The sequence below is a fragment of the Burkholderia ubonensis genome (assembly GCF_902833085.1).
GTDB lineage: Bacteria > Pseudomonadota > Gammaproteobacteria > Burkholderiales > Burkholderiaceae > Burkholderia > Burkholderia ubonensis.
Genome location: NZ_CADFEB010000004.1, coordinates 227454 through 252105 on the forward strand (window position 1 = coordinate 227454; position 24652 = coordinate 252105).

Annotated in this window: 20 protein-coding genes and 1 pseudogene; 6 read left to right on the forward strand and 15 right to left on the reverse strand. The window is 67.7% G+C overall.

Annotated features, from left to right (window positions below):
• Nucleotides 1–33: 33 nt before the first annotated feature.
• A complete protein-coding gene (can, locus tag HWX31_RS12270; protein WP_174964135.1) occupies nt 34–801 on the reverse strand; it encodes a carbonate dehydratase in 768 nt (255 codons plus the stop codon).
• 80 nt (nt 802–881) lie between these two features.
• Nucleotides 882–2693, reverse strand: coding sequence for a bifunctional isocitrate dehydrogenase kinase/phosphatase (gene aceK, locus HWX31_RS12275; RefSeq protein WP_174964134.1), 1812 nt, complete (start codon nt 2691–2693; stop codon nt 882–884).
• A gap of 300 nt (nt 2694–2993) precedes the next feature.
• Between aceK and HWX31_RS12280 the strand changes: the two genes are divergently transcribed.
• The 3 genes from HWX31_RS12280 to HWX31_RS12290 all read left to right on the forward strand — a co-directional run bounded on the left by HWX31_RS12280 (nt 2994) and on the right by HWX31_RS12290 (nt 6219).
• Complete coding sequence (locus tag HWX31_RS12280) at nt 2994–4070, forward strand: MBL fold metallo-hydrolase (protein ID WP_174964133.1); 1077 nt, start codon at nt 2994–2996, stop codon at nt 4068–4070.
• A 75-nt stretch (nt 4071–4145) separates the two neighbouring features.
• The gene (locus HWX31_RS12285; protein ID WP_174964132.1) at nt 4146–5939 is read left to right on the forward strand and encodes an SWIM zinc finger family protein; all 1794 of its coding nucleotides are present in this window, start codon (nt 4146–4148) and stop codon (nt 5937–5939) included.
• A 34-nt stretch (nt 5940–5973) separates the two neighbouring features.
• Nucleotides 5974–6219: a DUF6429 family protein gene (locus HWX31_RS12290; protein WP_174964131.1), complete on the forward strand. Its 246-nt coding sequence runs from the start codon at nt 5974–5976 to the stop codon at nt 6217–6219.
• 47 nt (nt 6220–6266) lie between these two features.
• Here the strand turns inward: HWX31_RS12290 and HWX31_RS12295 are convergent, their stop codons facing one another.
• From HWX31_RS12295 to argS, 6 genes are all read right to left on the reverse strand, one after another.
• A complete protein-coding gene (locus HWX31_RS12295; protein ID WP_174964130.1) occupies nt 6267–7907 on the reverse strand; it encodes an ABC-F family ATP-binding cassette domain-containing protein in 1641 nt (546 codons plus the stop codon).
• 199 nt (nt 7908–8106) lie between these two features.
• Nucleotides 8107–9693, reverse strand: coding sequence for an ABC transporter substrate-binding protein (locus HWX31_RS12300; protein WP_174964129.1), 1587 nt, complete (start codon nt 9691–9693; stop codon nt 8107–8109).
• A 262-nt stretch (nt 9694–9955) separates the two neighbouring features.
• On the reverse strand, nt 9956–10729 hold the full coding sequence (locus HWX31_RS12305) for an SDR family oxidoreductase (RefSeq protein WP_059661845.1): 774 nt from the start codon (nt 10727–10729) through the stop codon (nt 9956–9958).
• Between the two features lie 19 nt (nt 10730–10748).
• Nucleotides 10749–11387 carry a thiol:disulfide interchange protein DsbA/DsbL gene (locus HWX31_RS12310; RefSeq protein ID WP_059613016.1) on the reverse strand — a complete coding sequence of 213 codons (639 nt, stop codon included), beginning with the start codon at nt 11385–11387 and terminating at the stop codon, nt 10749–10751.
• A 66-nt stretch (nt 11388–11453) separates the two neighbouring features.
• Nucleotides 11454–12401, reverse strand: a complete 948-nt coding sequence (locus tag HWX31_RS12315) for an SPOR domain-containing protein (protein WP_174964128.1) — start codon at nt 12399–12401, stop codon at nt 11454–11456.
• A gap of 108 nt (nt 12402–12509) precedes the next feature.
• Nucleotides 12510–14291, reverse strand: a complete 1782-nt coding sequence (gene argS / locus HWX31_RS12320; RefSeq protein ID WP_174964127.1) for an arginine--tRNA ligase — start codon at nt 14289–14291, stop codon at nt 12510–12512.
• Nucleotides 14292–14490: 199 nt separating this feature from the next.
• On the opposite strand from argS, the gene HWX31_RS12325 reads away from it, so the two are divergent.
• Complete coding sequence (locus tag HWX31_RS12325) at nt 14491–14814, forward strand: DUF1840 domain-containing protein (protein WP_042586434.1); 324 nt, start codon at nt 14491–14493, stop codon at nt 14812–14814.
• 103 nt (nt 14815–14917) lie between these two features.
• Here HWX31_RS12325 and metH read toward each other — a convergent pair whose 3' ends face one another.
• From metH to HWX31_RS12350, 5 genes are all read right to left on the reverse strand, one after another.
• Nucleotides 14918–17635: a methionine synthase gene (gene metH, locus HWX31_RS12330; protein WP_174964126.1), complete on the reverse strand. Its 2718-nt coding sequence runs from the start codon at nt 17633–17635 to the stop codon at nt 14918–14920.
• Nucleotides 17636–17682: 47 nt separating this feature from the next.
• A complete protein-coding gene (locus HWX31_RS12335) occupies nt 17683–18762 on the reverse strand; it encodes a homocysteine S-methyltransferase family protein (protein WP_174964125.1) in 1080 nt (359 codons plus the stop codon).
• Nucleotides 18763–18951: 189 nt separating this feature from the next.
• Nucleotides 18952–19209 (reverse strand): BTH_I0359 family protein, encoded by a 258-nt coding sequence (locus tag HWX31_RS12340; RefSeq protein ID WP_010090525.1) that lies wholly within the window; start codon nt 19207–19209, stop codon nt 18952–18954.
• A 285-nt stretch (nt 19210–19494) separates the two neighbouring features.
• Nucleotides 19495–20754 carry a DUF3108 domain-containing protein gene (locus tag HWX31_RS12345; protein ID WP_174964124.1) on the reverse strand — a complete coding sequence of 420 codons (1260 nt, stop codon included), beginning with the start codon at nt 20752–20754 and terminating at the stop codon, nt 19495–19497.
• A gap of 136 nt (nt 20755–20890) precedes the next feature.
• Nucleotides 20891–21766 carry an IclR family transcriptional regulator gene (locus tag HWX31_RS12350; RefSeq protein WP_174964123.1) on the reverse strand — a complete coding sequence of 292 codons (876 nt, stop codon included), beginning with the start codon at nt 21764–21766 and terminating at the stop codon, nt 20891–20893.
• Between the two features lie 136 nt (nt 21767–21902).
• Here HWX31_RS12350 and HWX31_RS12355 point away from each other — a divergent pair, with 136 nt between their 5' ends.
• Nucleotides 21903–22895, forward strand: a complete 993-nt coding sequence (locus tag HWX31_RS12355) for a fumarylacetoacetate hydrolase family protein (RefSeq protein WP_174964122.1) — start codon at nt 21903–21905, stop codon at nt 22893–22895.
• Between the two features lie 56 nt (nt 22896–22951).
• Here the strand turns inward: HWX31_RS12355 and HWX31_RS12360 are convergent, their stop codons facing one another.
• On the reverse strand, nt 22952–23254 hold the full coding sequence (locus HWX31_RS12360; RefSeq protein WP_244143737.1) for a DUF1493 family protein: 303 nt from the start codon (nt 23252–23254) through the stop codon (nt 22952–22954).
• 47 nt (nt 23255–23301) lie between these two features.
• A pseudogene (locus HWX31_RS12365) lies at nt 23302–23514 on the reverse strand (STM2901 family protein); the annotation flags it as partial.
• A 296-nt stretch (nt 23515–23810) separates the two neighbouring features.
• Here HWX31_RS12365 and HWX31_RS12370 point away from each other — a divergent pair.
• Complete coding sequence (locus HWX31_RS12370) at nt 23811–24638, forward strand: enoyl-CoA hydratase/isomerase family protein (protein WP_174964119.1); 828 nt, start codon at nt 23811–23813, stop codon at nt 24636–24638.
• Nucleotides 24639–24652: the final 14 nt, after the last annotated feature.

Sequence of the window (24652 nt, forward strand, 5' to 3'; positions counted from 1 at the left end):
CGTCTCCCGTTGAACGGGGTGAGCCCCGGGCCCTTACTCCGTTCCCGTGCAAGGCTTCAACGCATCCGCGACGGACTGCGCGACTTCGGTGAGCTGCGCCGCATCGGCCGCGACCACGTCGTTGCCGCGTGCGTGGTCGCCGCGCGCGCCCAGCGCGGCCACCGCGCGCCGATAGGTGCCGTCGAGCGCGTCGGCGTTCGACACGGCCATCCCGAGGTCGCGCATGCGGCCGTCGTGCACGCCGTACACGAGCGCGTGCACGGTGAGCTGCTGGCCGCGCGCCCACGCGTCGTTGACGATCGTCGTGCGGCATACGTTGACCACCTGCTCGATCGCGTTCAGCTCGATCAGGCGGCGGTAGCGCGCTTCGCCGACCGGCCATTCGTCGAGCAGCGCCGCGTGCCGCTCGCGCACGTCCTGCACGTGGTGCAGCCAGTTGTCCGCGAGGCCGACGCGACGGTTGTGCAGCGCCGCGTTCACGCCCGAGCAGCCGTAGTGGCCGACCACCATGATGTGCTTCACGCGCAGGAGGTCGACCGCGAACTGGATCACCGACAGGCAGTTGAGGTCGGTGTGCACGACGACGTTCGCGATATTACGGTGCACGAACACTTCGCCCGGCGGCAGGCCGATGATCTGGTTCGCCGGCACGCGCGAATCCGAGCAGCCGATCCACAGGTATTCCGGCGCCTGCTGGTCGGCGAGACGCGAGAAGTATTGCGGATCGTCGGCGAGCTTGCGCTTGACCCATGCGTCGTTGTTGTCGAACAGGTGTGAGAGCGGGTGGGCGTTGGTATTCATCAGTTCGGGATTCCGGGTGCGGAAAAACGGGTCGGTATCAGTGCGTTTTTGGGGCCGGTTTCGGGGCGCTTTGCGGCGTTTCAGGCGGCGCGCTGCGCGCCGCCCTCGTCGTCGTCCGTTTCGTCGAAGCGATCGGGATAGCGCACGCAAAAGCGCAGCGACGCGTCATAGGGATGGAAATCGGGCAGTTCGCCCTGCAGCAGCCGGTCCTTGCTCGCCTGCCACAGCGCCGGCTCGAAGAAATCGGCGTGGTATTTCAAGAATACGTCGCGCACGCGCGGATCGCCGAGCAGGAACGGCCCGTAGGTTTCGGGAAAGATGTCGTGCGGGCCGACCGAGTACCACGGCTCGCCGGACAGCTCGTCCTCCTCGTGGCGCGGCGGCGGCACGTGGCGCACGTTGCAGTCGGTCAGGTACTCGATCTCGTCGTAGTCGTAGAACACGACGCGGCCGTGGCGCGTGACGCCGAAGTTCTTGTACAGCATGTCGCCGGGGAAGATGTTCGCCTTCATCAGCTCCTTCACCGCGTTGCCGTACTCCCGCACGCCGTGCTCGACTTCCGCGTCGGTGCCGTTCTGCAGGTACAGGTTGAGCGGGACCATCCGGCGCTCGATGTACAGGTGCTTGATCACGAGGTTGTCGCCCTCGTATTCGAGCAGCGACGGCACTTCCTTCTCGAGCTCGCGCACGAGCGCGTGGTCGAGCCGCGCGAGCGGCAGCGCGACGCTCGAATATTCGAGCGTGTCGGCCATCCGCCCGAGCCGGTCGTGGCGCTTGACGAGCTGGTACTTCTCCATGATCTGCGCGCGCGTCGTTTCCTTCGGCGGCGGGAAGCGGTCCCGGATGATCTTGAACACGTACGGGAACGACGGCAGCGTGAACACGAGCATCACGAGGCCCTTGATCCCGGGCGCGATGATGAAGCGGTCGCTCGAATGCGACAGGTGATGCAGCAGGTCGCGGTAGAACAGGTTCTTGCCCTGCTTCTGCAGGCCGACCGACGTGTAGATCTCTGCCTTCGGCTTGCCCGGCATGATCGAGCACAGGAAGTCGACGTACGCGGACGGCACGACCATGTCGACGAGGAAGTACGAGTGCGAGAAGCTGAAGATGATCTGCAGCTGGTCGCGGCGCAGCAGCACCGCGTCGAGCGCGAGCAGGCCCGGGCGCGTGTGGCGGATCGGCACCCCGAACGGCAGCACGCGGTCGCCGTTGATGATGCGGCCGATCACGTACGCGGTCTTGTTGCGGAAGAACAGCGACGACAGCACGTGGATCTGGAAATTCTGCGCTTCGTCGAAGCGGCCGAACTCGTCGTGGATCGCCTGCATCACGCACGCGATGTCGCGCTCGAGATCCTCGAACGGCGGCTCGAGCTGGAAATTCGTGACGATGCGCTCGAGCGTGACCTCGAGGCCGTCGGTGCCCGGGTAGTACGCGCGGTAGGTCGGCTTCGCGGCCGGCTCGTCGTTCTCGAGGTATTCCGTCGAGATCGCCGGGCGCACGAAGATGAAATCGTTGCTGAAGTACGAGCGGTGCAGGATCTTGCAGCACACCGAGTTGAAGAACGTTTCCGCGCACTCGGGCTGGCGGTGGGACGTCAGGAGGCCGATGTAATGCAGCTTGATCTGCTGCCAGACCTCGTCGTCGATGTTTTCCGCGTCGTATTCGTCTTCCAGCACCTCGACGCATTCCTGCACGCGATCGTCGTACGACGTGATGCGCTCGCGCGCGAGCCGCTGCAGCCCGTGCCAGTCCGCGCGCTCGAACAGGGTCTTCGCGTCGACGGCCGCGTCGCGGAAGATCCGGTAGTGGCGGTCGAAGTTCTCGAGCATGGTCTGCGCGACGTCGAAGCCGATCTGCGACGACAGCAGTTTGGGGAAGTGATTCATTGCGTGCAGGCTCATGGGCGGTAAGCACTCGGTATTTTAGCGTCCGGGCGCCGGATTCAGCGCATCCGGCGGCGGGCCGGGCGGCGCGTCATCGGGGGCGTTGCCCGGCGTTGTGCGACGTTCGGGGCTTCTTCGCATAAAGATACAGGTACGGAACCGAATCTGACGCGAACTTTTTTTGACGCGCGGGCGGCTCGGACGACGCCCGCCGCGAGACGGCGATAGAATCGGCGGAACGCCCAAGGCGGCCCGCACGGCCGCACGCCGGCCCCGCATGCACAACGACGAGACGCCCCACCGATGAACGCACTGGAACACCAACTCGACTACCCCTTCGCCGATACGCTGCCCGCCGCGGGCGACACGTTCGAGGTCGCGCCCGGCGTGCGCTGGCTGCGCATGCCGCTGCCGTTCTCGCTCGACCACATCAATCTCTGGCTGCTGCGCGACGAGATCGACGGGCAGGCCGGCTGGACGATCGTCGACTGCGGGATCGCGTCGGACGCGATTCGTGAGCACTGGGAACGGATCTTCGACGTTCATCTCGACGGCCTGCCGGTGCTGCGCGTGATCGTCACGCACTGCCATCCGGACCACTTCGGGCTCGCGCACTGGCTCTGCGAGGGCGGCGAGCGCTCGCGCTGGAAGGTGCGCCTGTGGATGACGCTCGGCGAATACATGTTCGGCTGCCTGATGGCGGCCGGCAACGGCTCGAACGCGGGCGGCGCGGCGGCGGCCGATCACTTCGCGCGCCACGGCCTCACCGATCCGGGCTCGCTCGACAAGCTGCGCAACCGCCGCGGCTACTACTCGGACCTCGTGCCGTCGGTGCCGCCGCGCTATCGCCGCCTGCGCGAAGGCAATCCGGTGACGATCGGCGGCCGCACGTGGCGCGTCGTGACGGGCTACGGCCATTCGCCTGAACATTGCGCGCTCTACAGCGAGGCCGACGGGCTGCTGATTTCCGGCGACATGGTGCTGCCGCGCATCTCGACGAACGTGTCGGTGTTCGACCTCGAGCCGGAAGCGAACCCGCTCGCGCTGTACCTCGAATCGCTCGGCCGCTACGAGACGATGGCCGCCGACACGCTCGTGCTGCCGTCGCACGGCAAACCGTTCCGCGGCGTGCGCACCCGCATCGCGCAGCTGCGCGCGCACCACGACGCGCGGCTCGACGAAGTGCGCGCGGCGTGCGCAGAAAAGCCGGCGAGCGCGGCCGATATCGTGCCGATCATGTTCCGTCGCCGCGAGCTCGACATCCACCAGATGACGTTCGCGCTCGGCGAGGCGCTCGCGCATTTGAACTTGCTGTGGCACGCGGGGGAGTTGACGCGCAGCGAGGGAGCCGATGGCGTGATCCGCTTTGAGCGGCATTGAGCATGCGTGCCGGCGCAGGCTCACCCGGCGCTTTCGTGCAATTTTCAACGTTGATCTGAATACTCGTCGCAACCCATGCCAGGCAATGTCTCCCTCGCCGACGTCATCACGCTCGCGGAGATCCGCGCGCTGGCCGACCCGAAGTCCTTCGCGCGCGGCAAGGCCTATTACCATGACGGCGCGGTCTCGCGGCTGACCGAGCACGACGGCGCGCTGTCGGCCACCGTGCGCGGCACGTATCGCTATCACGTCGAATTCGCGGTGGGCGACGACGGCGCACTGGACTATGAATGCAATTGCCCGGTAGGCGACGACGGCGCGTTTTGCAAGCATGCGGTGGCCGTCGCGTTGTCGTGGCTCGAAAACAGCGGCGAGGAGGTTTTTCACGACGAGAAGCCCGAGCCGGCGCGTCCGCGACGCAAGCGCAAGACCCATGCGGAGCTGATTCGCGACTATCTGGCGGCGCTCGACGAGGACGCGTTGCGGAACTGGCTGCTTGACGCGGCCGAGCGCGACCGGTCGTTGCGCGACAGGCTGCTGTTCGAGGCGCGCGCCGCGAATGCGGGCGACGTTGCGAGCCTGCGGGCTGCCGTCCGTCAGTTGGCGCGCGTGGCGCGGCCGCTCGGTTGGGACGAGGCGCACACCTATGGGGAGAACCTCTTCGAATTGGCCGACATGCTGCGTCGGCAGCTGGCGGGCCCTCATGCCGCCGAGGTGGTCGAGCTTGCCGAGCTCGCGATAGCAGACGCGGAAGCGAGCCTCGAGCAGATCGACGACTCGGGCGGCAGCGTGTGGCCCGGGATCAGCGAACTGGCCCGCCTGCATCGCGATGCGTGCCGCCGCACCCGGCCGGACCCGGTGAAGCTCGCGGAGCGCCTGTTTCGCCTGCAGGCCGACGGGCCGTGGGAGACGTTCCGCGATGTGCTGCCGGATTATGAGGCCGCGCTCGGCAGCGAAGGGATCGATCGGTATCGGGCGCTCGTCGAGCAAGGCTGGGCTGCGCTGCCGCCGCTCGCGGCCGGTCGCGACGACCGGCGTTCGTACGATTCCGCGCGCGTGAATCTCGAGCACGCGATGGCATCGCTGGCGAAGCACGACGGCGATGTCGACGCGTTGATCCGCATCTGGTCGAAGGATCTGTCCGGCCCACACCGGTTTCTGCAGATCGCGAAATTGTGCGCGGCCCACGATCGTTTCGACGAAGGTCTGGCGTGGGCGGAGCGCGGAATGAGAGAAGCGCGCGATCGGCGCAATGCGGACCTGCTTGGCTTCTGCATCGTCGAATACCTGCGCCGGCGCGATTTCGACCGGGCCGACGCGCTTGCGTGGCAGCGCTTCGAGAGCCATCCGACCGCCGACGAATGCGCCGCGCTGATGAAGGTTGCGGCGAAGACCGCGCGACGCGATGCCGTGCGCGAACGCGCGATCGCGCATTTGCGGACGCTGGCGCGACAACGGGAAACCTCGGAGGAGAGCGCGAAGGCGAAGTGGGGCTGGCAGCCGTCGCCGCGCACCGAACTCGTCAAGCTGCTGCTTGCCGAGAAGGATGTCGAAGCGGCCTGGGACGCGTTCCGCGGCGGGCCGGTTGCGACCGACGTCTGGCCGGCGATGGCGGCCGCGCGCGCGAAGACGCATCCCGACGATGCGATCGCGCTCTATCATCGGCTGCTGCCGGTTGCGCTCGAGCGCGGCGGGGGCAGTGCGCGCTACGACGACGCGTTCGACGTCGTGCGCGCAATCGGCGCGCTGCGGGCGGCGCATCGGCAGCAAACGGAATTCGATGCGGAGCTCGACGCGATACGCAAGACGTATCGCGCGAAGCGCAACTTCATCAAACTGCTCGCGACGCTCGGCACGTCAGCCGGGTGACGGGATGCAGCGACACATCGGGATGGGACATGCGATGAACGTCAACCTTGCCGCAATCGATGACGCAGTCCTGGCACTCCTCTACCTGACGCTGCACGACCACAACCGCGCCTGGAAGAGTTTCGACTGGGACGCGCTGAATCGCCTGCATGAACGCGACCTGATCGGCGATCCCGTCAACAAGGCGAAGTCGGTCGTCCTGAGCGACGAAGGCGTGCGGGAAGCGGAGCGCCTTTTCAAGCGGCTTTTCGCGAGTTCCGACGGCGCGGCTCAGTCGTGACGGCGCGCGGCTTGCGATAGACACCGCATCCGCACGCGGATCCTTCATCACGCGACAGGCTCGTAGCGCCACCCGTCGCGACTCCATCGCATCGTGTGCGTCGGCGCGAGCGCCGCGAGAAACGCCGCGTCGTGCGACGCGGCGACCAGCGCGCCCGGGAAATCCGCGAGCGCCGCTTCCACCGCCCGCACCGATTCGAGATCGAGGTGATTGGTCGGCTCGTCGAGCAGCAACAGCTGCGCGGGCGTGCCGCGCCACAACGCGCACGCGAGCGCGGCCTTCAGCCGCTCGCCGCCGCTCAGTTGCCGCGTCGGCTGCGTCGCGCGCGCCGCATCGAGCTGCAGCAGCGCGAGACGGCTGCGCAGCTCGCCTTCGGCGAGCGGCGTGTCGAGCAGGCCGAGCTGCTCGACGATCGAGCGGTCCGGGTCGAGCAGCGCGAGCCGCTGGTCGAGATACGCGGCGCTCACGTGCGTCGTGCATGCGCCCGAGTGCGGTGAAAGTTCACCCGCGAGCATCCGCAGCAGCGTCGACTTCCCGCAGCCGTTCGGGCCGGTGAGCGCAATGCGCACGGGCCCGCTCGCCGACCACGTGATCGCGCCCGCATCGCCCGCCGTGCGCCACGGCGGTTGCGTGCGGTCGAGCGTGAACAGCTGGCGGCGCGCGCTGACCTCGGTGCCCGGCAGCGACACGAGTACCGGCGCGTCGGCATCGACGCGCGCGGCTGCCTGCTGCACGCGCTCGTCGAGCGTCGTCTTGGTTTCGTGCTGATGGCGCCGGACCTGCCCCATGATGCTCCGCGCCGCCCCCTTGCGGCTCTGTTTCGCCATCGACGACAGGTTGGCCGTCTTCGCATCGCGCAGCGAGCCGGCCGCGTGGCGCTGGATCGTGTCGTGCTCCTGTTCGAGCCGGCGCCTGACGCGCCCGCGCTCGGTGCGCGCGTGATCGAGCGCGGCCTGCGCGGCATCCTGCTCCGCATCGCGCTGCGCCCGGTAGAACGCATAGTTGCCGCCGTACACGCGCAGGCCATGCGGCGATAGCTCGACGATGCGCTGCACGTCGGCGAGCAGCGCGCGGTCGTGGCTGACGACCACGAGGCCGCCGCGCCAGCCGTCGAGCGCCGCGCGCAGCCAAGCGCGGCCCGGCGCGTCGAGATGGTTGGTCGGCTCGTCGAGCACGAGCAGGCCGGCGCCCGACAGCAGCGCGCCGATCAGCGCGACGCGCGCGAGCTGGCCGCCGCTCAGCGAGTGCACCGGCGTCGCGGGCTGCACGCTGTGCAGGCCGGCCGCATCGAGCTCGGCGCGCAGGCGGTCGGCCAGGTCCCAGCGCTCGCCGATTACATCGAAATCGTGCGGTTCGGCGCTGCCGCTCGCGAGCCGCGCGAGCGCCGCGAGGGGCGCGTGCAGCCCGGTGGCTTGCGCAACGGTGCGCGGATCGGGCGATGCGTCGATGCGCTGCTGCGCGACGTAGGCAACCGGCGCGTGGCGATCGATCGTGCCGGCGCTCGGCGCGCGCTGCCCCGCGATCAGCTGCGCAAGCAGGCTCTTGCCGATGCCGTTGCGGCCGACGATGCCGGTCGGCGTGCGATCGAGCGTGAGGTCGAGCGAATCGAACAGCGTGACGCCGTTGTCGAAGCGGAAAGAAACGTGATGAAGCGCGACGAGCGCCGCGTTGGACGTGACCCGAGCCATAAGCTCCTCCGAAAATGCATGAAACCGTTCGCGCGGCGTGCGTGACGCGGCGGCGAAGACATTTTGGGAAGGCTTAGTTGTTCACTTTGGCTGGAGTCCGGCGAGAGAAAAGATGCGCGGAGTGTAGCAAGCGCGGCGCGTGGCCCGCAAGCGGCGGGCGGTCACACCCGTCGCTTGCGCGCCACGGTCGGGGGCAGCGTTACTGCACCGACACCGTCGCGAAGTTCTGTCGTCCGAACGGACTCACGCGATAGCCGCTGACGTTCGCGCGCGTGAGCGCCGCGGCCGTCGGATAGCCGAGCGGAATCCACAGCGCCTGGTCGTGGATCAGCCTCTGCGCGGCTTCGTACAGCTTCGCGCGCTTGCCCTGGTCGGCCGTTTCCTTGCCGTCGGCGATCAGCTTGTCGAGCTGCGGATCGCAGTAGCGCGCGAAGTTGATGCCGGACTTCACCGCGTTGCAGCTGAACTGCGGCGTCAGGTAGTTGTCCGGATCGCCGTTGTCGCCGGCCCAGCCCATGAACAGCAGGTCATGCTGGCCGAGCTTCGCCTGCTTGATCAGCTCGCCCCATTCGATCACCTTGACTTCGGCCTTCACGCCGATCTTCGCGAGGTCGGCCTGCAGCAGTTCCGCGCCGGCCTTCGGGTTCGGGTTCAGCACGCTGCCCGTCGGGCGCACCCAGATCGTCGTCGAGAAGCCGTTCGGGAAGCCCGCCGCGGCGAGCAGCTGCTTCGCCTTCGCCGGATCGTACGCATACGGCGCGACGTCCTTCGCGTAGCTCCACGTGTTCGGCGGATACGGATTGTTCGCGGGCGTCGCGGTGTTGTCGAACACGACCTTCAGGTAGCTCGCGCGGTCGAACGCGAGATTCAGGGCCTGGCGCACCTTGTCGTTGTCGAGCGGCTTCTTCTGCGTGTTCAGCGCGACGAACGCGGTCATGAACGCGGGCGTCTGCACGACCTTCAGCGCGCTTTCGCCCTTCGCGGCGAGCACGTCCTGCGGCTTCGGCGACAGCGCGATCTGGCATTCGCCGGCCTTCACCTTCTGCAGGCGCACCGACGCGTCGGGCGTGATCGCGTAGATCAGCCGGTCGACCTTCGGCTTCGCGCCCCAGTAGGTCGGGTTCACGTCGTAGCGGATCAGCGCGTCCTTCGTGTAGCTCTTCAGCACGAACGGGCCGGTGCCGACCGGCTTCGCGTTCAGGTCCGCCTGCTTGCCCGCCTTCAGCAGCTGGTCCGCGTATTCGGCCGAGTAGATCGACGCGAAGCCCATCGTCAGGATCGGCACGAACGTCGCGTTCGGCTCGTTCAGCACGAACTTCACGGTGCTGTCGTCGACCTTCGACACCGATTTCACGAGCTTGATGAGGCCCATCGACTGCGCATGCGGGAAGCCGCTCGCGCCGGCCACCTTGTGCCACGGATTGCCGTCGTCGAGCATCCGGCTGAACGTGAAGACGACGTCGTCCGCGCCGAGCGGGCGGGTCGGCTTGAAATAGTCGGTGGTCTGGAACGCGACGTTCGAACGCAGGTGGAACGTGTAGGTGAGGCCGTCGGCGCTCGCGTCCCACTTGTCCGCGAGCGCGGGCACGACCTTCTTCGCCGCTTCGTCGTACGACACCAGCGTGTTGAAGATCACGTCGGCCGACGCGTTGGTCGTGACGAGCGAGTTGTACTGCACGACGTCGAAGCCGTCCGGGCTCGATTCCGTGCAGACGGTGAGCGGCTTGGCGGCGACGAGGACGGGAGCCGCGGCCAGGGCGACCGCGGCGAACAGCTTGACGTGCATAGGTTCTCCCACGTGGCGTGTGCTTTTTGCTTGATTGATGACGGGATGCGAATGCGCCGCCTAGAGGCGACGCGGCCGGCGGATAGCATACCGTCAAAGCGCGCCGTGCGTGGAAAAAGGCGACGGAACGCGGCGCGTTGAGCGAAAAACGGCTGCGATGACGACGGAACGGCTGTTTGCGCGCCTGACGGCCGGCGGTCGGGGGGAGGTGAGGGCGGCGGCGCTCGAAAGCGGTCCGGCCGTGCGGCCGGACCCGGGGGGCTCAGTGCGCGCTTGCCTTCGGCTTGCGCGGGGCCTTTTCGAACAGGCGGTCGTACAGCCAGCGCGGCATCACGTGCAGCACCTTCGCGACGACGCCCATCTGCCACGGAATCACGCGGAACGCGCGCTGCTGCGCGATCGTTTCGGCCGCGCGCGCGGCGAAGCGGTCGGCGTCCATCAGGAACGGCATCCGGTACGGATTGTGCGCGGTCATCGGCGTGCGGATGTAGCCGGGCGCGATCGTCACGACGCCGACGCCCGCGGGGCGCAGCTCGACGCGCAGCGACTCGAGATACTTGATCGCGGCCGACTTCGACGCGCTGTACGCGCCGGAGCCCGGCAGCCCGCGCACGCCGGCGACGCTCGCGACGCCGACCAGCGTGCCGCGCCGCGCGGCCGTCATCGGGCCGACGAACGGCTCGAAGGTCGCGACCATCCCGAAGTAGTTGATGTCCATCACGTCGCGGAACGCGGCCAGGTCGCCCTGGCCCGTCACCGCGCCCTGGCTGATGCCCGCGTTCGCGATCACGACGTCCGGGCAGCCGTGCGCGGCGATGAACGCCGCCGCGGCGCCCGCGAGCGCGTCGGGGTCGCGCACGTCGGCGGAATAGACGGAGATGGACAGCGCGGGAAAGCGCCGCGCGAACGCTTCGAGCGCGTCGGTGCGGCGCGCGACGAGCGCGAGCGTCGCGCCCCGGCGCGCGTATTCGTCGGCCAGCGCGAGGCCGAGGCCGCTCGACGCGCCGGTGATGAAGACCTTCAGCGGAGTTGTCATGCCGGCGCCGGGACGGGGATCAGAGCTTCTTGTCCTGGACCTGCTTCACGAGATAGTCGAGGACCTGCGCGGTGCCTTCGAGGCTGTTCGTGTAGGCCGGGCCCGTCTTGTACTTGCCCTGCACGACGATCGTCGGCACGCCGTCGATGTTGTAGCTCTTCAGCAGCTCGGCCGACTGTTTCACCTGGCCCTGCACGCTGAACGAGTTGTACGCGTCCATGAACTTCTTCTTGTCGACGCCCTGCGACGCCAGGAAGTCGGCCTGCGCCTGCGGCGTCAGCAGGTAGTTCTTCTGCTTGTGGATCGCGTTGAAGATCGCCGGCGTGACCTTCTCGGAGATGCCGAGCGCGGACACCGTGTAGAACAGCTTCGAGTGCGGGACGAAATCGTCGCGGAATGCGACCGGGATGCGCTTGAAGTCGATCTTGTCGCCCTGTTTCTTCACCCAGGCCTCGACCGTCGGCTCGAACTCGTAGCAGTGCGGGCAGCCGTACCAGAAGAATTCGATCACCTCGACCTTGCCGGCCGGCGCGGACACCGGCTGCGGCGCCTTCATCACCTCGTAATCCTTGCCGGCGACGGGCGCGGACGGTGCGGCCTGGGCGAAGCCGGCCGCGAGGCTCAGGGACAGGAGAAGCGTGCTCAGCAGTTTTTTCATGTTGTGTGTATGTCGGATCAGTTGCTCGGGAAGCGAAACGTGACAGGGGCGGCGGTGCGGCCGCGCTTACTGCTTCGTGAAACGGATCACCGCCGTGTCGACTCCTGCATCGGACAGGCGCTGGCGTGCCGAGTTCATATCCTCGAATTTCGAGAACGGGCCCACGCGCACGCGGAAATACGTGACGCCGCTGACATCGCGCTTCGACACTTTCGACTCGAAGCCCTGGAAACCGAGGCGCGCGCGCTGCTGCTCGGCGTCCGATTCCGTCTTGTACGCGCCGACCTGCAGGAAGTAGCCGGTGTTCGCGTCGGCCGCGCTCGGCGCCTTCGCGCCATTGCCGGCGTTGTTCGCGACCGTCGTCGACGACGTCGGCTTGGCGGCCTGCTGCTGCGCCTTCTGCGCCGCTTGCAGCTGCGCCTGCTTCTGCGCGGCGAGCCGTGCGAGGTCGTCTTCGCCCGCCTGCTGTTGTTGCTGCTGCTGTTGTTGCGGCTTCTTCGGCGGCGTATTGTCGGCCGCCTTCGGCGGGACGGCGACGCCGTTGTTTGCCGAGTTATTCGCCGCGTTGTTCGAACCGTTCGACGCATGCGACCCGTTCGAGCCATTCGACGCGTTCGCGCCATTCGAAGCGTTCGACCCGCTGGAACCGTTCGCCCCGCCGTTCGACGGCGGCACTTCGACGATCTGCGGCTCGGGCAGCAGGCCGCCGCCCTGCGTCTGGTTCGCGGCCTGGCCGGGCGCGGTGTTCGGCGGCGCCGGCTGCGCGGCCTGCGGCACCGGCTGGCCGGGCGTCTTGCCCTGCAGCGCGCGGTTCGGGTCGAACTGCTGCGGCTGGCTCGCGCCGGTGTCGGCCGGCGGCGGCGCGACCTTCGACACGAACGGCGACGGCGAGCGCGTGATGTAGAGCGCCACCACCACGGCGATCGCGAGGCCGACGATCAGGCCCAGCACGATGCCCAGAAATGTTCCTCCGGCTTGTTTCGATTGCTTCGACGTGCGGCGTGGTTGTGCCATTGCTTGAGTCACCTGCAAAAAGAATCGTGAAAAGGCCGCGGCGGGCGCTCCCGCGGCAGGCGCTCCTGCAGCGGGCGCAGCCGCGGCCTGTCTGCCCGCTCGGGCAACTTACATCTTGGCGGGCGCGGAGACGCCGAGCATCGCCAGGCCGTTCTCGAGCACCTGCCGGGTCGCGGCGAGGAGCGCGGCGCGCGCGGTGCGCGGCGCTTCGTCGTCGACCAGCACGCGCTCCGCATTGTAGAACGAGTGGAATTCACCAGCGAGGTCGCGCAGGTAGAACGCGACGGCGTGCGGCGCCAGCTCGTTCGCGGCGTGCGAGAGCATGTCCGGATACTCGGCGAGCTTCTGCATCAGCGACGCGGCCTGCGTGCTCGTGAGCTGCGACAGGTCGGCGCCCGGCAGCTGCGCGAGCTCGCCGTTGTAGCGCGACTTCCATTCGTTGAGCACCGAGCAGATCCGCGCGTGCGCGTACTGGACGTAGTAGACCGGGTTCTCGTCGTTCTGTTTCAGCGCGAGGTCGATGTCGAACACGAATTCGGTGTCGGCCTTGCGGGAGATCAGGAAGAAGCGCACCGCGTCGCGGCCGCGCGTGATCGTCGCCTCGTCGATCAGGTCCGGCGCCGCCTCCTGGCCCGGCACCGCGCCGCCCGACCATTCGATCAGGTCGCGCACCGTCACGTAGCTGCCCGCGCGCTTCGAGATCTTCACTTCCTGGCCGTCGCGCATCACGGTGACCATCTTGTGCAGCACGTAGTCGGGGTAGCCCTTCGGGATGCCGATGTGCAGCCCCTGCAGGCCGGCGCGCACGCGCGCGATCGTGCCGTGGTGGTCCGAGCCCTGGATGTTGATCACCTTCGTGAAGCCGCGCTCCCACTTGGTCACGTGGTACGCGACGTCCGGCACGAAGTACGTGTAGGTGCCGTCCGTCTTGCGCATCACGCGATCCTTGTCGTCGCCGTTGTCGGTCGTGCGCAGCCACAGCGCGCCGTCCTGCTCGTAGGTCACGCCGGCCTTGATCAGCGCGTCGACCGTCTGCTCGACGCGGCCTTCCTTGTACAGCGACGATTCGAGGTAGTACTGGTCGAACTTCACGCCGAACGCCTGCAGGTCCATGTCCTGCTCGTGGCGCAGGTACGCGACCGCGAACTTGCGGATCGCTTCGAGATCCTCGACGTCGCCCGCGCCCTTGACCGGCTCGCCGTCCTTCGCGGCGACCGTCTCGCCGTTCAGGTAGTCGCGCGCGATGTCGGCGATGTACTCGCCGTTGTACGCGGCTTCCGGCCAGCCCGCGTCGCCCGGCTTCAGGCCGCGCGCGCGCGCCTGGGTCGAGATCGCGAGGTTGCCGATCTGCACGCCGGCGTCGTTGTAGTAGAACTCGCGGTGCACCGCGTAGCCCTGGCTCGCGATCACGTTCGCGAGCGCGTCGCCGAGCGCCGCCTGGCGGCCGTGGCCGACGTGCAGCGGGCCGGTCGGGTTCGCCGACACGAATTCCAGCAGCACTTGCTTGCCGTGTTCGCGCGTGGACAGGCCGAACCCGCGGCCTTCCGCGAGCACCGCGGCGATCACGGCCTGCTTGGCCGCCGCCGTCAGGCGCAGGTTGATGAAGCCGGGGCCGGCGATTTCGGCGGCCTCGACGAGGCCTTGCGCGCCGGACTGCGCGGTGAGGGCCGCGACGATCTGCTCGGCGAGCTGGCGCGGGTTCGCGCCCAGCGGCTTCGCGAGCTGCATCGCGACGTTGCACGCGACGTCGCCATGCGCGGCAACCTTCGGGCGCTCGAGCGTGATGGCGGGCGCGACGAACGCAGCGTCGGCGCCTTTCAGGGCGTGTGCGACCTGCTTGACGCTATCCGCGAGCAGGGCTTCGAGGGTCTGTTTTTGGGCTGGCAGCATGCTGGTAGAAGGCTTCGTTGGTGGCAGCCGGGAAGCCGGCGGGCCGGCGCGCTCTTTTAAGCGCGCGTTTCAGGGATCGCAGAATTTTAACAGGTGCTAATATGCCGCTCAGGCGCCACGCGTGCTCGAGGCCGGACGCCGGCCCGCCGGCGGCCCCAGCCGGGCGCGGCGGGCACAACAAGATGAAAAGGGAATAGTCATGATTACGTTCAAAAGCAAGGCGGCACAGGATCTCGACGTGCTGAAGGATTTCGCCGTCTACGTGCTCGGTCTCGTCGGCAAGCAGCTCGGCGAGCGCGGCGTGATTACGCACGACGAGCTGGACCACGCGATCGCGAAGCTGGAAGACGCCGTCACGCAGGCGAAGCAGGAGCGCGCCGAGCATGCGGGCCATTTCCACGAGGACGAGGACGACCACGCGCACCACGAAGTGCCGCCGAGCCTCGCGCAGCGCGTCGCGCCGTTCCTGTCGATGCTGCGCGAAGCGAAGGCCGGCCAGGCCGACGTGCACTGGGGTTTCTGACCTCCGCCGGCCGCCGGCAACGACAAAAAGCCCGCTCCAGAGCGGGCTTTTTGCTGGCCATTCATCCGATGAAAGGGCTGCGCGCGCCGCCCGCCGATGCGGATCAGAGCTGCGGCGCGAGCGCGCGGCGCGCGTCGTCGAGCGACAGCGCCATGCGCTGCGCGTAGTCCTCGAGCTGGTCCTGCCCGATTTTCCCGACCGAGAAATACGTGCTGTCCGGGTGCGCGAGGTAGAAGCCCGACACGCTCGCCGCCGGCAGCATCGCCAGCGATTCGGTGACGCTCATGCCGATCTCGTCCGCATGAAGCGCTTCGAACATGTCGCGCTTCACGAGGTGGTCGGGGCACGCCGGATAGCCGGGCGCCGGGCGGATGCCCGTGTACTTTTCCGCGATCAGCGCGTCGTTGTCGAGCGTCTCGCCGCCCGCATAGCCCCACAGCTCGCGGCGCACGCGCGCGTGCATCGCCTCGGCGAACGCTTCCGCGAAGCGGTCCGCGAGCGCCTTCAGCATGATCGCGCTGTAGTCGTCGTGGTCGGCTTCGAACTGCTTTTCCTTCACGTCGACGCCGAGGCCGGCCGTCACCGCGAACATCCCGATGTAGTCGGCGACGCCCGATTCCTTCGGCGCGATGAAGTCGGCGAGCGAGCGGTTCGGCCGCATCACGCCGTCGACCACCGGACGCACGCTCTGCTGGCGCAGGTTGCGCCACGTGAGCAGCACCTCGCTGCGCGACTCGTCGGTGTAGATCTCGATGTCGTCGTCGTTGACCGTGTTCGCCGGCAGCAGCGAGATCACGCCGCTCGCGGTCAGCCAGCGGCCCTGGATCAGCCGCGCGAGCATCGACTTCGCGTCGGAGAACACGCGCCGAGCCGATTCGCCGACGATCTCGTCGTTCAGGATCGCCGGGTACGGGCCCGCGAGATCCCAGGTCTGGAAGAACGGGCCCCAGTCGATGTAGTTCGCGAGCTCGTTCAGGTCGTAGTTCTTGAACACGCGGCGGCCGATGAACTTCGGCTTGACCGGCTGGTAGCTCGCCCAGTCGACCTTGGTCTTGTTCGCGCGCGCTTCGGCGAGCGTGACCATCGGCTGCGCCTTGCGGTTCGCGTGCTGGTCGCGAATCCGTTCGTAGTCGGACTTCAGCTCGTCGAGATACTTCGCCGCGCCTTCGTCGGACAACAGGCTCGACGCGACCGACACCGAGCGCGACGCGTCCGGCACGTAGACCACCGGGCCTTCGTAGTTCGGCGCGATCTTCACGGCCGTGTGCACGCGCGAGGTCGTCGCGCCGCCGATCAAGAGCGGAATCTTCTTCACGCGGAAGTAGTCGTCGCGCTGCATCTCGGCCGCGACGTACGCCATTTCCTCGAGGCTCGGCGTGATGAGGCCCGACAGCCCGATGATGTCCGCGCCCTCGACCTTCGCCTTCGCGAGGATCTCGTTGCACGGGACCATCACGCCCATGTTGACCACTTCGAAGTTGTTGCACTGGAGCACGACCGACACGATGTTCTTGCCGATGTCGTGCACGTCGCCCTTCACGGTCGCGATCACGATCTTGCCCTTCGCGCGCACGTCGCCGCCCGCTTCCGCGAGCAGACGCTTCTCTTCCTCGATGAACGGGATCAGGTGCGCGACGGCCTGCTTCATCACGCGCGCCGACTTCACGACCTGCGGCAGGAACATCTTGCCCTGGCCGAACAGGTCGCCGACGATGTTCATCCCGTCCATCAGCGGGCCTTCGATCACGTTGATCGGGCGACCGCCCGCCGCGTCGATCTTCGCGCGCACTTCTTCGGTATCCTCGACGATGAAGGTCGTGATGCCGTGCACGAGCGCATGCGAGAGCCGCTTCTCGACCGGCTGGTTGCGCCACTCGAGGTTCTCTTCCTTCTTCGCGCCGCCCGCCTTGAACTTGTCGGCGATTTCGAGCAGGCGGTCGGTCGAATCCGCGCGGCGGTTCAGGATCACGTCCTCGACGTGCTCGCGCAGCTCCGCGTCGAGCTCCGCATACACGCCGAGCTGGCCCGCGTTGACGATGCCCATGTCCATCCCCGCCTGGATCGCGTGGTACAGGAACACGGTGTGGATCGCCTCGCGCACCGGGTCGTTGCCGCGGAACGAGAACGACACGTTCGATACGCCGCCGCTCACCTTCGCGTACGGCAGGTTCTGCTTGATCCAGCGGGTCGCCTCGATGAAGTCGACCGCGTAGTTGTTGTGCTCCTCGATGCCGGTCGCGACCGCGAAGATGTTCGGGTCGAAGATGATGTCTTCCGGCGGGAAGCCGACTTCGTTCACGAGAAAGTCATACGAGCGCTTGCAGATCTCGGTCTTGCGCGCGAACGTGTCGGCCTGGCCCTGCTCGTCGAACGCCATCACGACGGCCGCGGCGCCATAGCGGCGGATCAGCTTCGCGTGATGGCGGAATGCGTCCTCGCCTTCCTTCAGCGAGATCGAGTTGACGATCGCCTTGCCCTGCACGCACTTGAGGCCCGCCTCGATCACGTCCCACTTCGACGAGTCGATCATGATCGGCACGCGCGCGATGTCCGGCTCCGACGCGATCAGGTTCAGGAAGCGCACCATCGCCGCCTTCGAGTCGAGCATCGCCTCGTCCATGTTGATGTCGATCACCTGCGCGCCGTTCTCGACCTGCTGGCGCGCGACGGCGAGCGCCTCGTCGAACTGGCCGTTGAGGATCATCCGCGCGAACGCCTTCGAGCCGGTGACGTTGGTGCGTTCGCCGACGTTGATGAAGAGCGTCCCGGACGTGACGTTGAACGGCTCGAGGCCGGCAAGGCGCATCATGTGATCGGTCATGGCGGTGCGAATTCGTATGGTGTAAGACGGGCGTGGAATCGGTCGGGTCAGGCGGCGTCGCTGTACTGGGCCGGCCAGCGGCGCGGCTTCACTTCGGCGAGCGCCTTCGCGATCGCCGCGATGTGCTCGGGCGTCGTGCCGCAGCAGCCGCCCGCGAGGTTCACGAGCCCGGCCTGCGCGAATTCCTTCAGCAGGCCCGACGTGACGTCGGGCGTCTCGTCGAAGCCGGTGTCGCTCATCGGGTTCGGCAGGCCGGCGTTCGGGTAGCACGACACGTAGGTGTCGCACAGCTTCGCGAGCTCGGCGATGTACGGGCGCATCAGCGCCGCGCCCAGTGCGCAGTTCAGGCCGAACGTGAGCGGCTTCGCGTGGCGCAGCGAGTTCCAGAACGCCTCGACCGTCTGGCCGGACAGGATGCGGCCCGACGCGTCGGTGACGGTGCCCGAGATCATGACCGGCAGGCGCTCGCCGGTGTCCTCGAACAGCTGGTCGAGCGCGAACAGCGCGGCCTTCGCGTTCAGCGTGTCGAAGATCGTCTCGACGAGGAACAGGTCGACGCCGCCGTCGAGCAGCGCCTTCGCCTGCGCATAGTACGCGTCGCGCAGCTCGTCGAACGTGACGTTGCGCGCGCCCGGATCGTTGACGTCCGGCGAGATGCTCGCCGTCTTCGGCGTCGGCCCGATCGCGCCCGCGACGAAGCGCGGTTTGTCCGGCGTCGCGTATTTCGCGGCCGATTCGCGCGCGAGCTTCGCCGATTCGACGTTCATCTCGACGACGAGGTCTTCCATCCCGTAGTCGGCCTGCGCGACCGTCGTCGCGCCGAACGTGTTGGTTTCGACGATGTCCGCGCCGGCCGCGAAGTACTGGTCGTGAATCTCGCGGATGATCTGCGGCTGCGTGAGCGACAGCAGCTCGTTGTTGCCCTTGATGTCGCGCGGGAAGTCCTTGAAGCGCTCGCCGCGATACGCGGCCTCGTCGAGCTTGTAGCGCTGGATCATCGTGCCCATCGCGCCGTCGAGGATCAGGATGCGCTGCTTGAGCAGCGCGGGCAGCTGGGCGCCGCGCGTGTACGGGGCGTCGGGCGCGGCTAACGGGGCGGAGCGAACGGCGGATGAAGTCGCAGACATGGCGGATGACCGGCGAATTGGGAAAGAGGCGGGAAAAGCGCCATTGTAGCCGCTGCGGCCGTGCGCCGCCCGGCGTGGCGCGGCGCCAAATGAAAGCCCCCGCGCGGCGGACCGGGCGGGGGCGGGATCGGAGTGCTTGCGGCGAACCCGGCGGCGTCAGCCAGTATCGGGCGCCGGGGTGGGGTGTCGTCAGTGCAGGACGACCGGCTGCGTCATCAGGCTGTCGAACTGTCCGAGGAATTCGTCGACTTCGTCGAGCGACGGCTCGTCCTCGATCAGCTGCTTCACGTGCTCGCGAAACCGGGCGGCGAGTTCGCCGTCGATGAAGATCTCGCGCTGTGCGTTCTTGTCGACGATTTCGTAGCCACCCGAATTCATCGCGTGATGGCCGACCTGCGGCGGGAACTCGACGACGCAGTAGTTGGGGCTGTTGTAGATCATTTGCATGGCGGCACTCCTCTTCGCAGTGGCTTCTGGCCTTGTTGTTCCCCTAGGTGGGGTAGACCTCGCCGGTTTCAAGGGGCTTGCGCTGCACACCCCGTTCCCTCTGCATGGGGTGTATCGGTTAGAAGCCGATATCTCAGAAACGTTTCCTATTGTGGGTCGGTGTACCGAAATAGTTGTTAAAGAGTGTCATGTGCGGCATGACTGATATTACGGCGCGTGACGGCCGATCTTTATGGCGGGCAACCATCGGTCGAATTTGCCGATTCGCGGGCGCGGCGCGCTGCGTCACGGCGTCGCGGGTGGCGACGACGCGGCCGAGGCGGGCGCCGGAGGCGGCGCAACGGGCATGCCCGTTGCGGTCTCGCCGGAGGTTGCGGCCGGCGTGCCGCCGGCGTCCGGCGGCGCTTCGGCGGGCACACCGGGCACACCGGGCACACCGGGCACACCGGGCGCGGCGAGCGGGCCGTGCCACAGCAGCTCGATCTGCGCGCCGTTCGGTTCCGTCTGCACGAGCCGCGCGGGCAGCCAGCCGAGCGACGGCGCGAGCCACATGTCGATGCGCCGCGTGTCGCCGGCGCGGCGCGGCAGGCGCATGAAGTGCCGCGTCTCGATGAAGCCGGCGGCGGTCTGCACCGGCTCGTCGCCGATCACCGTGATCGGCCAGGTCTCGCCGCTGTTGTTGTCGATCACGAAGAACTGCTGCGTGACGCCCCGCCGGTAGGCGTCGGGATTGCCGCGCACGAGGCCCGACAGCTGCATCAGCATGCTGAAGCGGTCCTGCGTGCCGTCGGGCAGCGGCGCGTTGTCCGGCGTGCGCGTGAACACGACCTGCCGGATCTCCCGGTTGAAGATCGAGATGTTCTCCGGGCGCTTGCCGCGCTGCTCGACGTACCGGTCGGGCGCGATCCCGTATGCATCGACGCGGCCCTGGCTCCGGTATCTGAACGGGCCGATGAACGGCACCGGCATCGTCACCGACAGCTCATACGTTTGTCCGTCGGTGCGCCAGTGGATCGTCCCCGTCGAGTTCTGCATGCCGTTGAAGAACGCATCGTATTGCAGGTCGCCGGACGGCGGCGCGGCGAATTTCACGCCGCTCGACGCGGGGCCGGCCGTCGCGACGCCGCTTGCGACGCCGGCCGCCGCAGCCGAGGCGCCCGAGGCGGTGCCGCCGGCGGATGCGGCCGCGGCCGGCGGTACGCCTTCCGCGGCGGTCTGCGTCGACGTCAGCACCGGCTCCTGCGGCGCCGGCCGCGAGGGTGCGGCCGCCGGCTTCGCGGGCTTCGGCGCGGCCCGCTCAGGCGCGGACGGCCTTGCAACCGGCTTCGGCGCGGGTTGCGCCGGCTGCCGCTCGATCGGCCGCGGCTTCAGCAGCTCGATCTGCACCGGCACCTCGGTCGGCGCCGGCGGCGTGAACGGTTCGCGATGACGCGTGAACCACAGCGCGGCGAGCGCATGCAGCACGAGCACCACGACGAGCGCGACGCCCGCGCGCAGCCAGCGGCGAGGCGGAGCGTAGCGGGGGCGGGTGTCGGAGGGCGGCATCGTCGGGCAGCGAAGGGTTCGGGGCGGTTGCGCGGCGTCGGCGCGCCGGTTGGCAGGTTGGCCGGCCGGCAGGTTGCGTCAGGAATCGGACCGCCGGGCGCGCCGTGCGTTCATGCGGCGCGTCGCGCGCCACGCGTCAGGCGTCGCGCGCGTCCGGACTATAGCCGAGTTCGTACGACAGTTTCTGTGCGCAGGCGCGCAGCGCGGTGTCGATCTCGCCGCCCCACGCGATGTCGAACGTGCCTTCGTGGCCGAGCGCGAGGATCGCGAGCGCGAGCTCGCCGACCGCGTCGAACACCGGCATGCAGAACGCGTGGATCGTCGGCAGCAGCATCCCTTCGACGCGCGCGGCCTGATGCGCGCGCACGTCCGCGAGCACCGCGTCGACCTCGGCGAGCGTGCGCGGCCCGCCGTGATGCGGCGAGCGGCGCGTGTCGGCGAGCTCGCGCTCGATCATCGAGGCGGTCTTGCCGCGCGGCAGGTACGCGGCGAACAGCAGGCCCGTCGCGGAGCCGAGCAGCGGCATCACGTCGCCGAGCTTCAGCGACGCCTTCGCCGGATGGCTCGATTCCATCCAGTGCACGATCGTCGGGCCCTGGTTGCCCCATACCGCGATGCCGACCGTCTGGTCGAGCCGGTCGCGCAATTCGGTCAGCGCGATCCGCGCGAGCTTCACGCCGTCGACCCGCGCGAGCCGCGCGAGGCCCATCTGCAGCGCGAAGCCGCCGAGCTCGTAGCGGCCGGAGACGGGGTCCTGCGACACGACGCCGAGCCGCGAGAAGCTCACGAGGTAGCGGTGCGCCTTCGCCGGGCTCATGCCCGCGCGCTGCGCGAGATCGCGCAGCATCATCGCGCGCGGCTCGCTCGTCAGCACGTCGAGCAGGCGGAAGCCGACCTCGATCGACTGGATGCCGGAACGGACCTTCTCGCCGTTGTCGCCGCCGTCGCCGGCGGCTTCGTCGGCGGTGTCGGAGTCGGCGAGATCGTCGTCTGGGAGCTGGCTGGCGGGCATGGGGCAACGGCGCGCGGCGCGCGATCTGGAGGGAAGGTTCGAATCGATCGCGGCGCTCGCAAGCGCGGTGCGCCGCACGGATTCACCATCGTAAAATAGATTCCTTCCATCGTCACTACAACGGCAGATTCCCCTTATGAAACTTGCTTCGCTGAAGGACGGCACGCGCGACGGCCAGCTGATCGTGGTGTCGCGCGACCTGCATACCGCGGCGATTGCCGACGCGATCGCGCCGACGCTGCAGCGCGTGCTCGACGACTGGGCGTTCTACGCGCCGCAGCTGCGCGACCTGTACGACGCGCTGAACCACGGCCGCGCGCGGCACGCGTTCCCGTTCGATCCGGCGAACTGCATGGCGCCGCTGCCGCGCGCGTTCCAGTGGGCCGACGGCTCCGCGTACGTGAACCACGTCGAGCTCGTGCGCCGCGCGCGCGGCGCCGAGATGCCGCCGGAATTCTGGACCGATCCGCTGATGTACCAGGGCGGCAGCGACGATTTCCTCGGGGCGCGCGACGACGTCGTCTGCCCGTCCGAGGAATGGGGCATCGACTTCGAGGCGGAAGTCGCGGTGATCACCGGCGACGTGCCGATGAGCGCGTCGCCCGACGACGCGCTGAAGGCGGTGCGGCTCGTCACGCTCGTCAACGACGTGTCGCTGCGCAACCTGATCCCGGCCGAGCTCGCGAAGGGCTTCGGCTTCTTCCAGAGCAAGCCGGCAACCGCGTTCGCGCCGGTCGCGGTCACCCCGGACGAGCTCGGCGAGCATTGGCGCGAAGGCCGCGTGCACCGGCCGATGATCGTCCACTGGAACGGCAGGAAGGTCGGCCAGCCCGACGCGGGCACCGACATGGTGTTCCATTTCGGCCAGCTGATCGCGCACGCGGCGAAGACGCGCAACCTGCGCGCGGGCTCGATCGTCGGCTCGGGCACGGTGTCGAACAAGGATTCGAAGCGCGGCTATTGCTGCATCGCCGAGAAGCGCTGCCTCGAAACGATCGAGCACGGCGCGCCGCAAACGCAGTTCATGCGCTACGGCGACACCGTGAAGATCGAGATGTTCGACGACGCGGGCAAGTCGATCTTCGGCGCGATCGAGCAGTCGGTCGCGCCGCTTGATGGCGTCGCGTGACGGTGACAGGCGCGGCGGTGTCGTGCATGAGCGCCCGTCGCCGCGCCCTGCGCCGATCATGGATCTCGCCCGGCGAGTTTGCGCGAATCCCATATGCCGAGTTCGATCGCGTGCTCCAGCATGGCGACCGTCAACGGTTCCTTCTCGTATCGCTGCCGCGCTTTCTTCGAGAACAGCAGCAGTGCGATCACAAAAGGATTGAATCCTTCGCCCGAGAAATACCGGTCGAAACGAAAGTCTCCCGGCTCGACCGAAAATTGGTCGAAAAATGCGCCCATGAAATCGTCGGCATCGTTTCCGGTGATGTCCAGGTCGCTTTCGAGGCGGTCGGTCGGCTTGAGCGGCCGGTTCGCGCTCATGCCTGTCGCGTGCCTGATAAAGGCCTCGAGTCGAGCGTGCGTCGTATTCATCGGGTGAACAGGCGGTCTTCTCGATTGACGAGACGATTGAAGCGGACAACCGAATTGGTTGCGATTGCATAAACGTCGTGCGCCGCGACAGCCCAGCCGACGACGGGAATGGCGCGACCAACGAATGTACCGATATTGCGAACAAAGAAAAATTTCATTTGTTTAACGCTGGCATTGGTGAGCGCAGTTCGCGATGTGATCCGTAATGGTAGGTTTGTTTCATTGGTTTTCGAAGGGTAGTTGTCGAGTGATTACCCATCGTGATTCAATGTGATTGAGTGTCAAGGGTTTAGCGACGGTTGTTAAACATGTTCGTGCTCATGCGATCGTGTCGACATGACCCCCCGTCAAGACGGGACCGAAAGAAAAACCGACCAGCGGCATTCCGCCGTCGCTCGTTCTTCGCATGCCGTGGCGGTCCGTCCCACTGGGTAACGCCCGATTCCCCGTCGCGTCCGAGTGGTTACACTGGGCGGGTTTCCATCCTGAGTGCAAGGAGCAGCGCATGGCCGATTTCGCCGGGTACGGCGGTTACGAAGCACTGAAGGTGACGCGCCGCCAGCACGGCGTGCTCGACATCGTGATGAGCGGCGAGGGCGCGAACAAGAGCGGCCTCGCGACCGCCGACGAGCGCATGCACCGCGAGCTGGCCGACATCTGGCGCGACGTCGATCGCGATCCCGACACGCGCGTCGCGGTGATCCGCGGCGAAGGCAAGGGTTTCTCGGCGGGCGGCGACCTCGCGCTCGTCGAGCAGATGGCGAACGATTTCGACGTGCGCGCGCGGGTCTGGCGCGAAGCGCGCGACCTCGTCTACAACGTGATCAACTGCAGCAAGCCGATCGTGTCCGCGATGCACGGCCCGGCCGTCGGCGCGGGGCTCGTCGCCGGGCTGCTCGCCGACATCTCGATCGCGTCGAAGAGCGCGCGCATCATCGACGGCCATACGCGGCTCGGCGTCGCGGCGGGCGACCACGCGGCGATCGTGTGGCCGCTCCTGTGCGGGATGGCGAAGGCGAAGTACTACCTGCTGCTGTGCGAGCCGGTGAGCGGCGAGGAGGCCGAGCGGATCGGCCTCGTGTCGCTCGCGGTCGACGAGCCCGATTTGCTGCCGAAGGCGTACGAGGTCGCGGAGAAGCTCGCGCACGGCTCGCAGACGGCGATCCGCTGGACCAAGTACGCGCTCAACAATTGGCTGCGCTCGGCCGGGCCGACCTTCGATGCGTCGCTCGCGCTCGAATTCATGGGATTTTCGGGGCCCGACGTGCAGGAGGGGATCCGCTCGCTGCGCGAACGGCGAGCGCCCGACTTCCCCGGCGGCGCGCCGTTCTGACGCGCGCTATGATC

Bases quoted from the DNA above. Each gene is read 5' to 3' on its own strand.
- can (WP_174964135.1), bottom strand. From the start codon at position 801: ATGAATACCAACGCCCACCCGCTCTCACACCTGTTCGACAACAACGAC.
- aceK (WP_174964134.1), bottom strand. From the start codon at position 2,693: ATGAATCACTTCCCCAAACTGCTGTCGTCGCAGATCGGCTTCGACGTC.
- HWX31_RS12280 (WP_174964133.1), top strand. From the start codon at position 2,994: ATGAACGCACTGGAACACCAACTCGACTACCCCTTCGCCGATACGCTG.
- HWX31_RS12285 (WP_174964132.1), top strand. From the start codon at position 4,146: ATGCCAGGCAATGTCTCCCTCGCCGACGTCATCACGCTCGCGGAGATC.
- HWX31_RS12290 (WP_174964131.1), top strand. From the start codon at position 5,974: ATGAACGTCAACCTTGCCGCAATCGATGACGCAGTCCTGGCACTCCTC.
- HWX31_RS12295 (WP_174964130.1), bottom strand. From the start codon at position 7,907: ATGGCTCGGGTCACGTCCAACGCGGCGCTCGTCGCGCTTCATCACGTT.
- HWX31_RS12300 (WP_174964129.1), bottom strand. From the start codon at position 9,693: ATGCACGTCAAGCTGTTCGCCGCGGTCGCCCTGGCCGCGGCTCCCGTC.
- HWX31_RS12305 (WP_059661845.1), bottom strand. From the start codon at position 10,729: ATGACAACTCCGCTGAAGGTCTTCATCACCGGCGCGTCGAGCGGCCTC.
- HWX31_RS12310 (WP_059613016.1), bottom strand. From the start codon at position 11,387: ATGAAAAAACTGCTGAGCACGCTTCTCCTGTCCCTGAGCCTCGCGGCC.
- HWX31_RS12315 (WP_174964128.1), bottom strand. From the start codon at position 12,401: ATGGCACAACCACGCCGCACGTCGAAGCAATCGAAACAAGCCGGAGGA.
- argS (WP_174964127.1), bottom strand. From the start codon at position 14,291: ATGCTGCCAGCCCAAAAACAGACCCTCGAAGCCCTGCTCGCGGATAGC.
- HWX31_RS12325 (WP_042586434.1), top strand. From the start codon at position 14,491: ATGATTACGTTCAAAAGCAAGGCGGCACAGGATCTCGACGTGCTGAAG.
- metH (WP_174964126.1), bottom strand. From the start codon at position 17,635: ATGACCGATCACATGATGCGCCTTGCCGGCCTCGAGCCGTTCAACGTC.
- HWX31_RS12335 (WP_174964125.1), bottom strand. From the start codon at position 18,762: ATGTCTGCGACTTCATCCGCCGTTCGCTCCGCCCCGTTAGCCGCGCCC.
- HWX31_RS12340 (WP_010090525.1), bottom strand. From the start codon at position 19,209: ATGCAAATGATCTACAACAGCCCCAACTACTGCGTCGTCGAGTTCCCG.
- HWX31_RS12345 (WP_174964124.1), bottom strand. From the start codon at position 20,754: ATGCCGCCCTCCGACACCCGCCCCCGCTACGCTCCGCCTCGCCGCTGG.
- HWX31_RS12350 (WP_174964123.1), bottom strand. From the start codon at position 21,766: ATGCCCGCCAGCCAGCTCCCAGACGACGATCTCGCCGACTCCGACACC.
- HWX31_RS12355 (WP_174964122.1), top strand. From the start codon at position 21,903: ATGAAACTTGCTTCGCTGAAGGACGGCACGCGCGACGGCCAGCTGATC.
- HWX31_RS12360 (WP_244143737.1), bottom strand. From the start codon at position 23,254: ATGAGCGCGAACCGGCCGCTCAAGCCGACCGACCGCCTCGAAAGCGAC.
- HWX31_RS12370 (WP_174964119.1), top strand. From the start codon at position 23,811: ATGGCCGATTTCGCCGGGTACGGCGGTTACGAAGCACTGAAGGTGACG.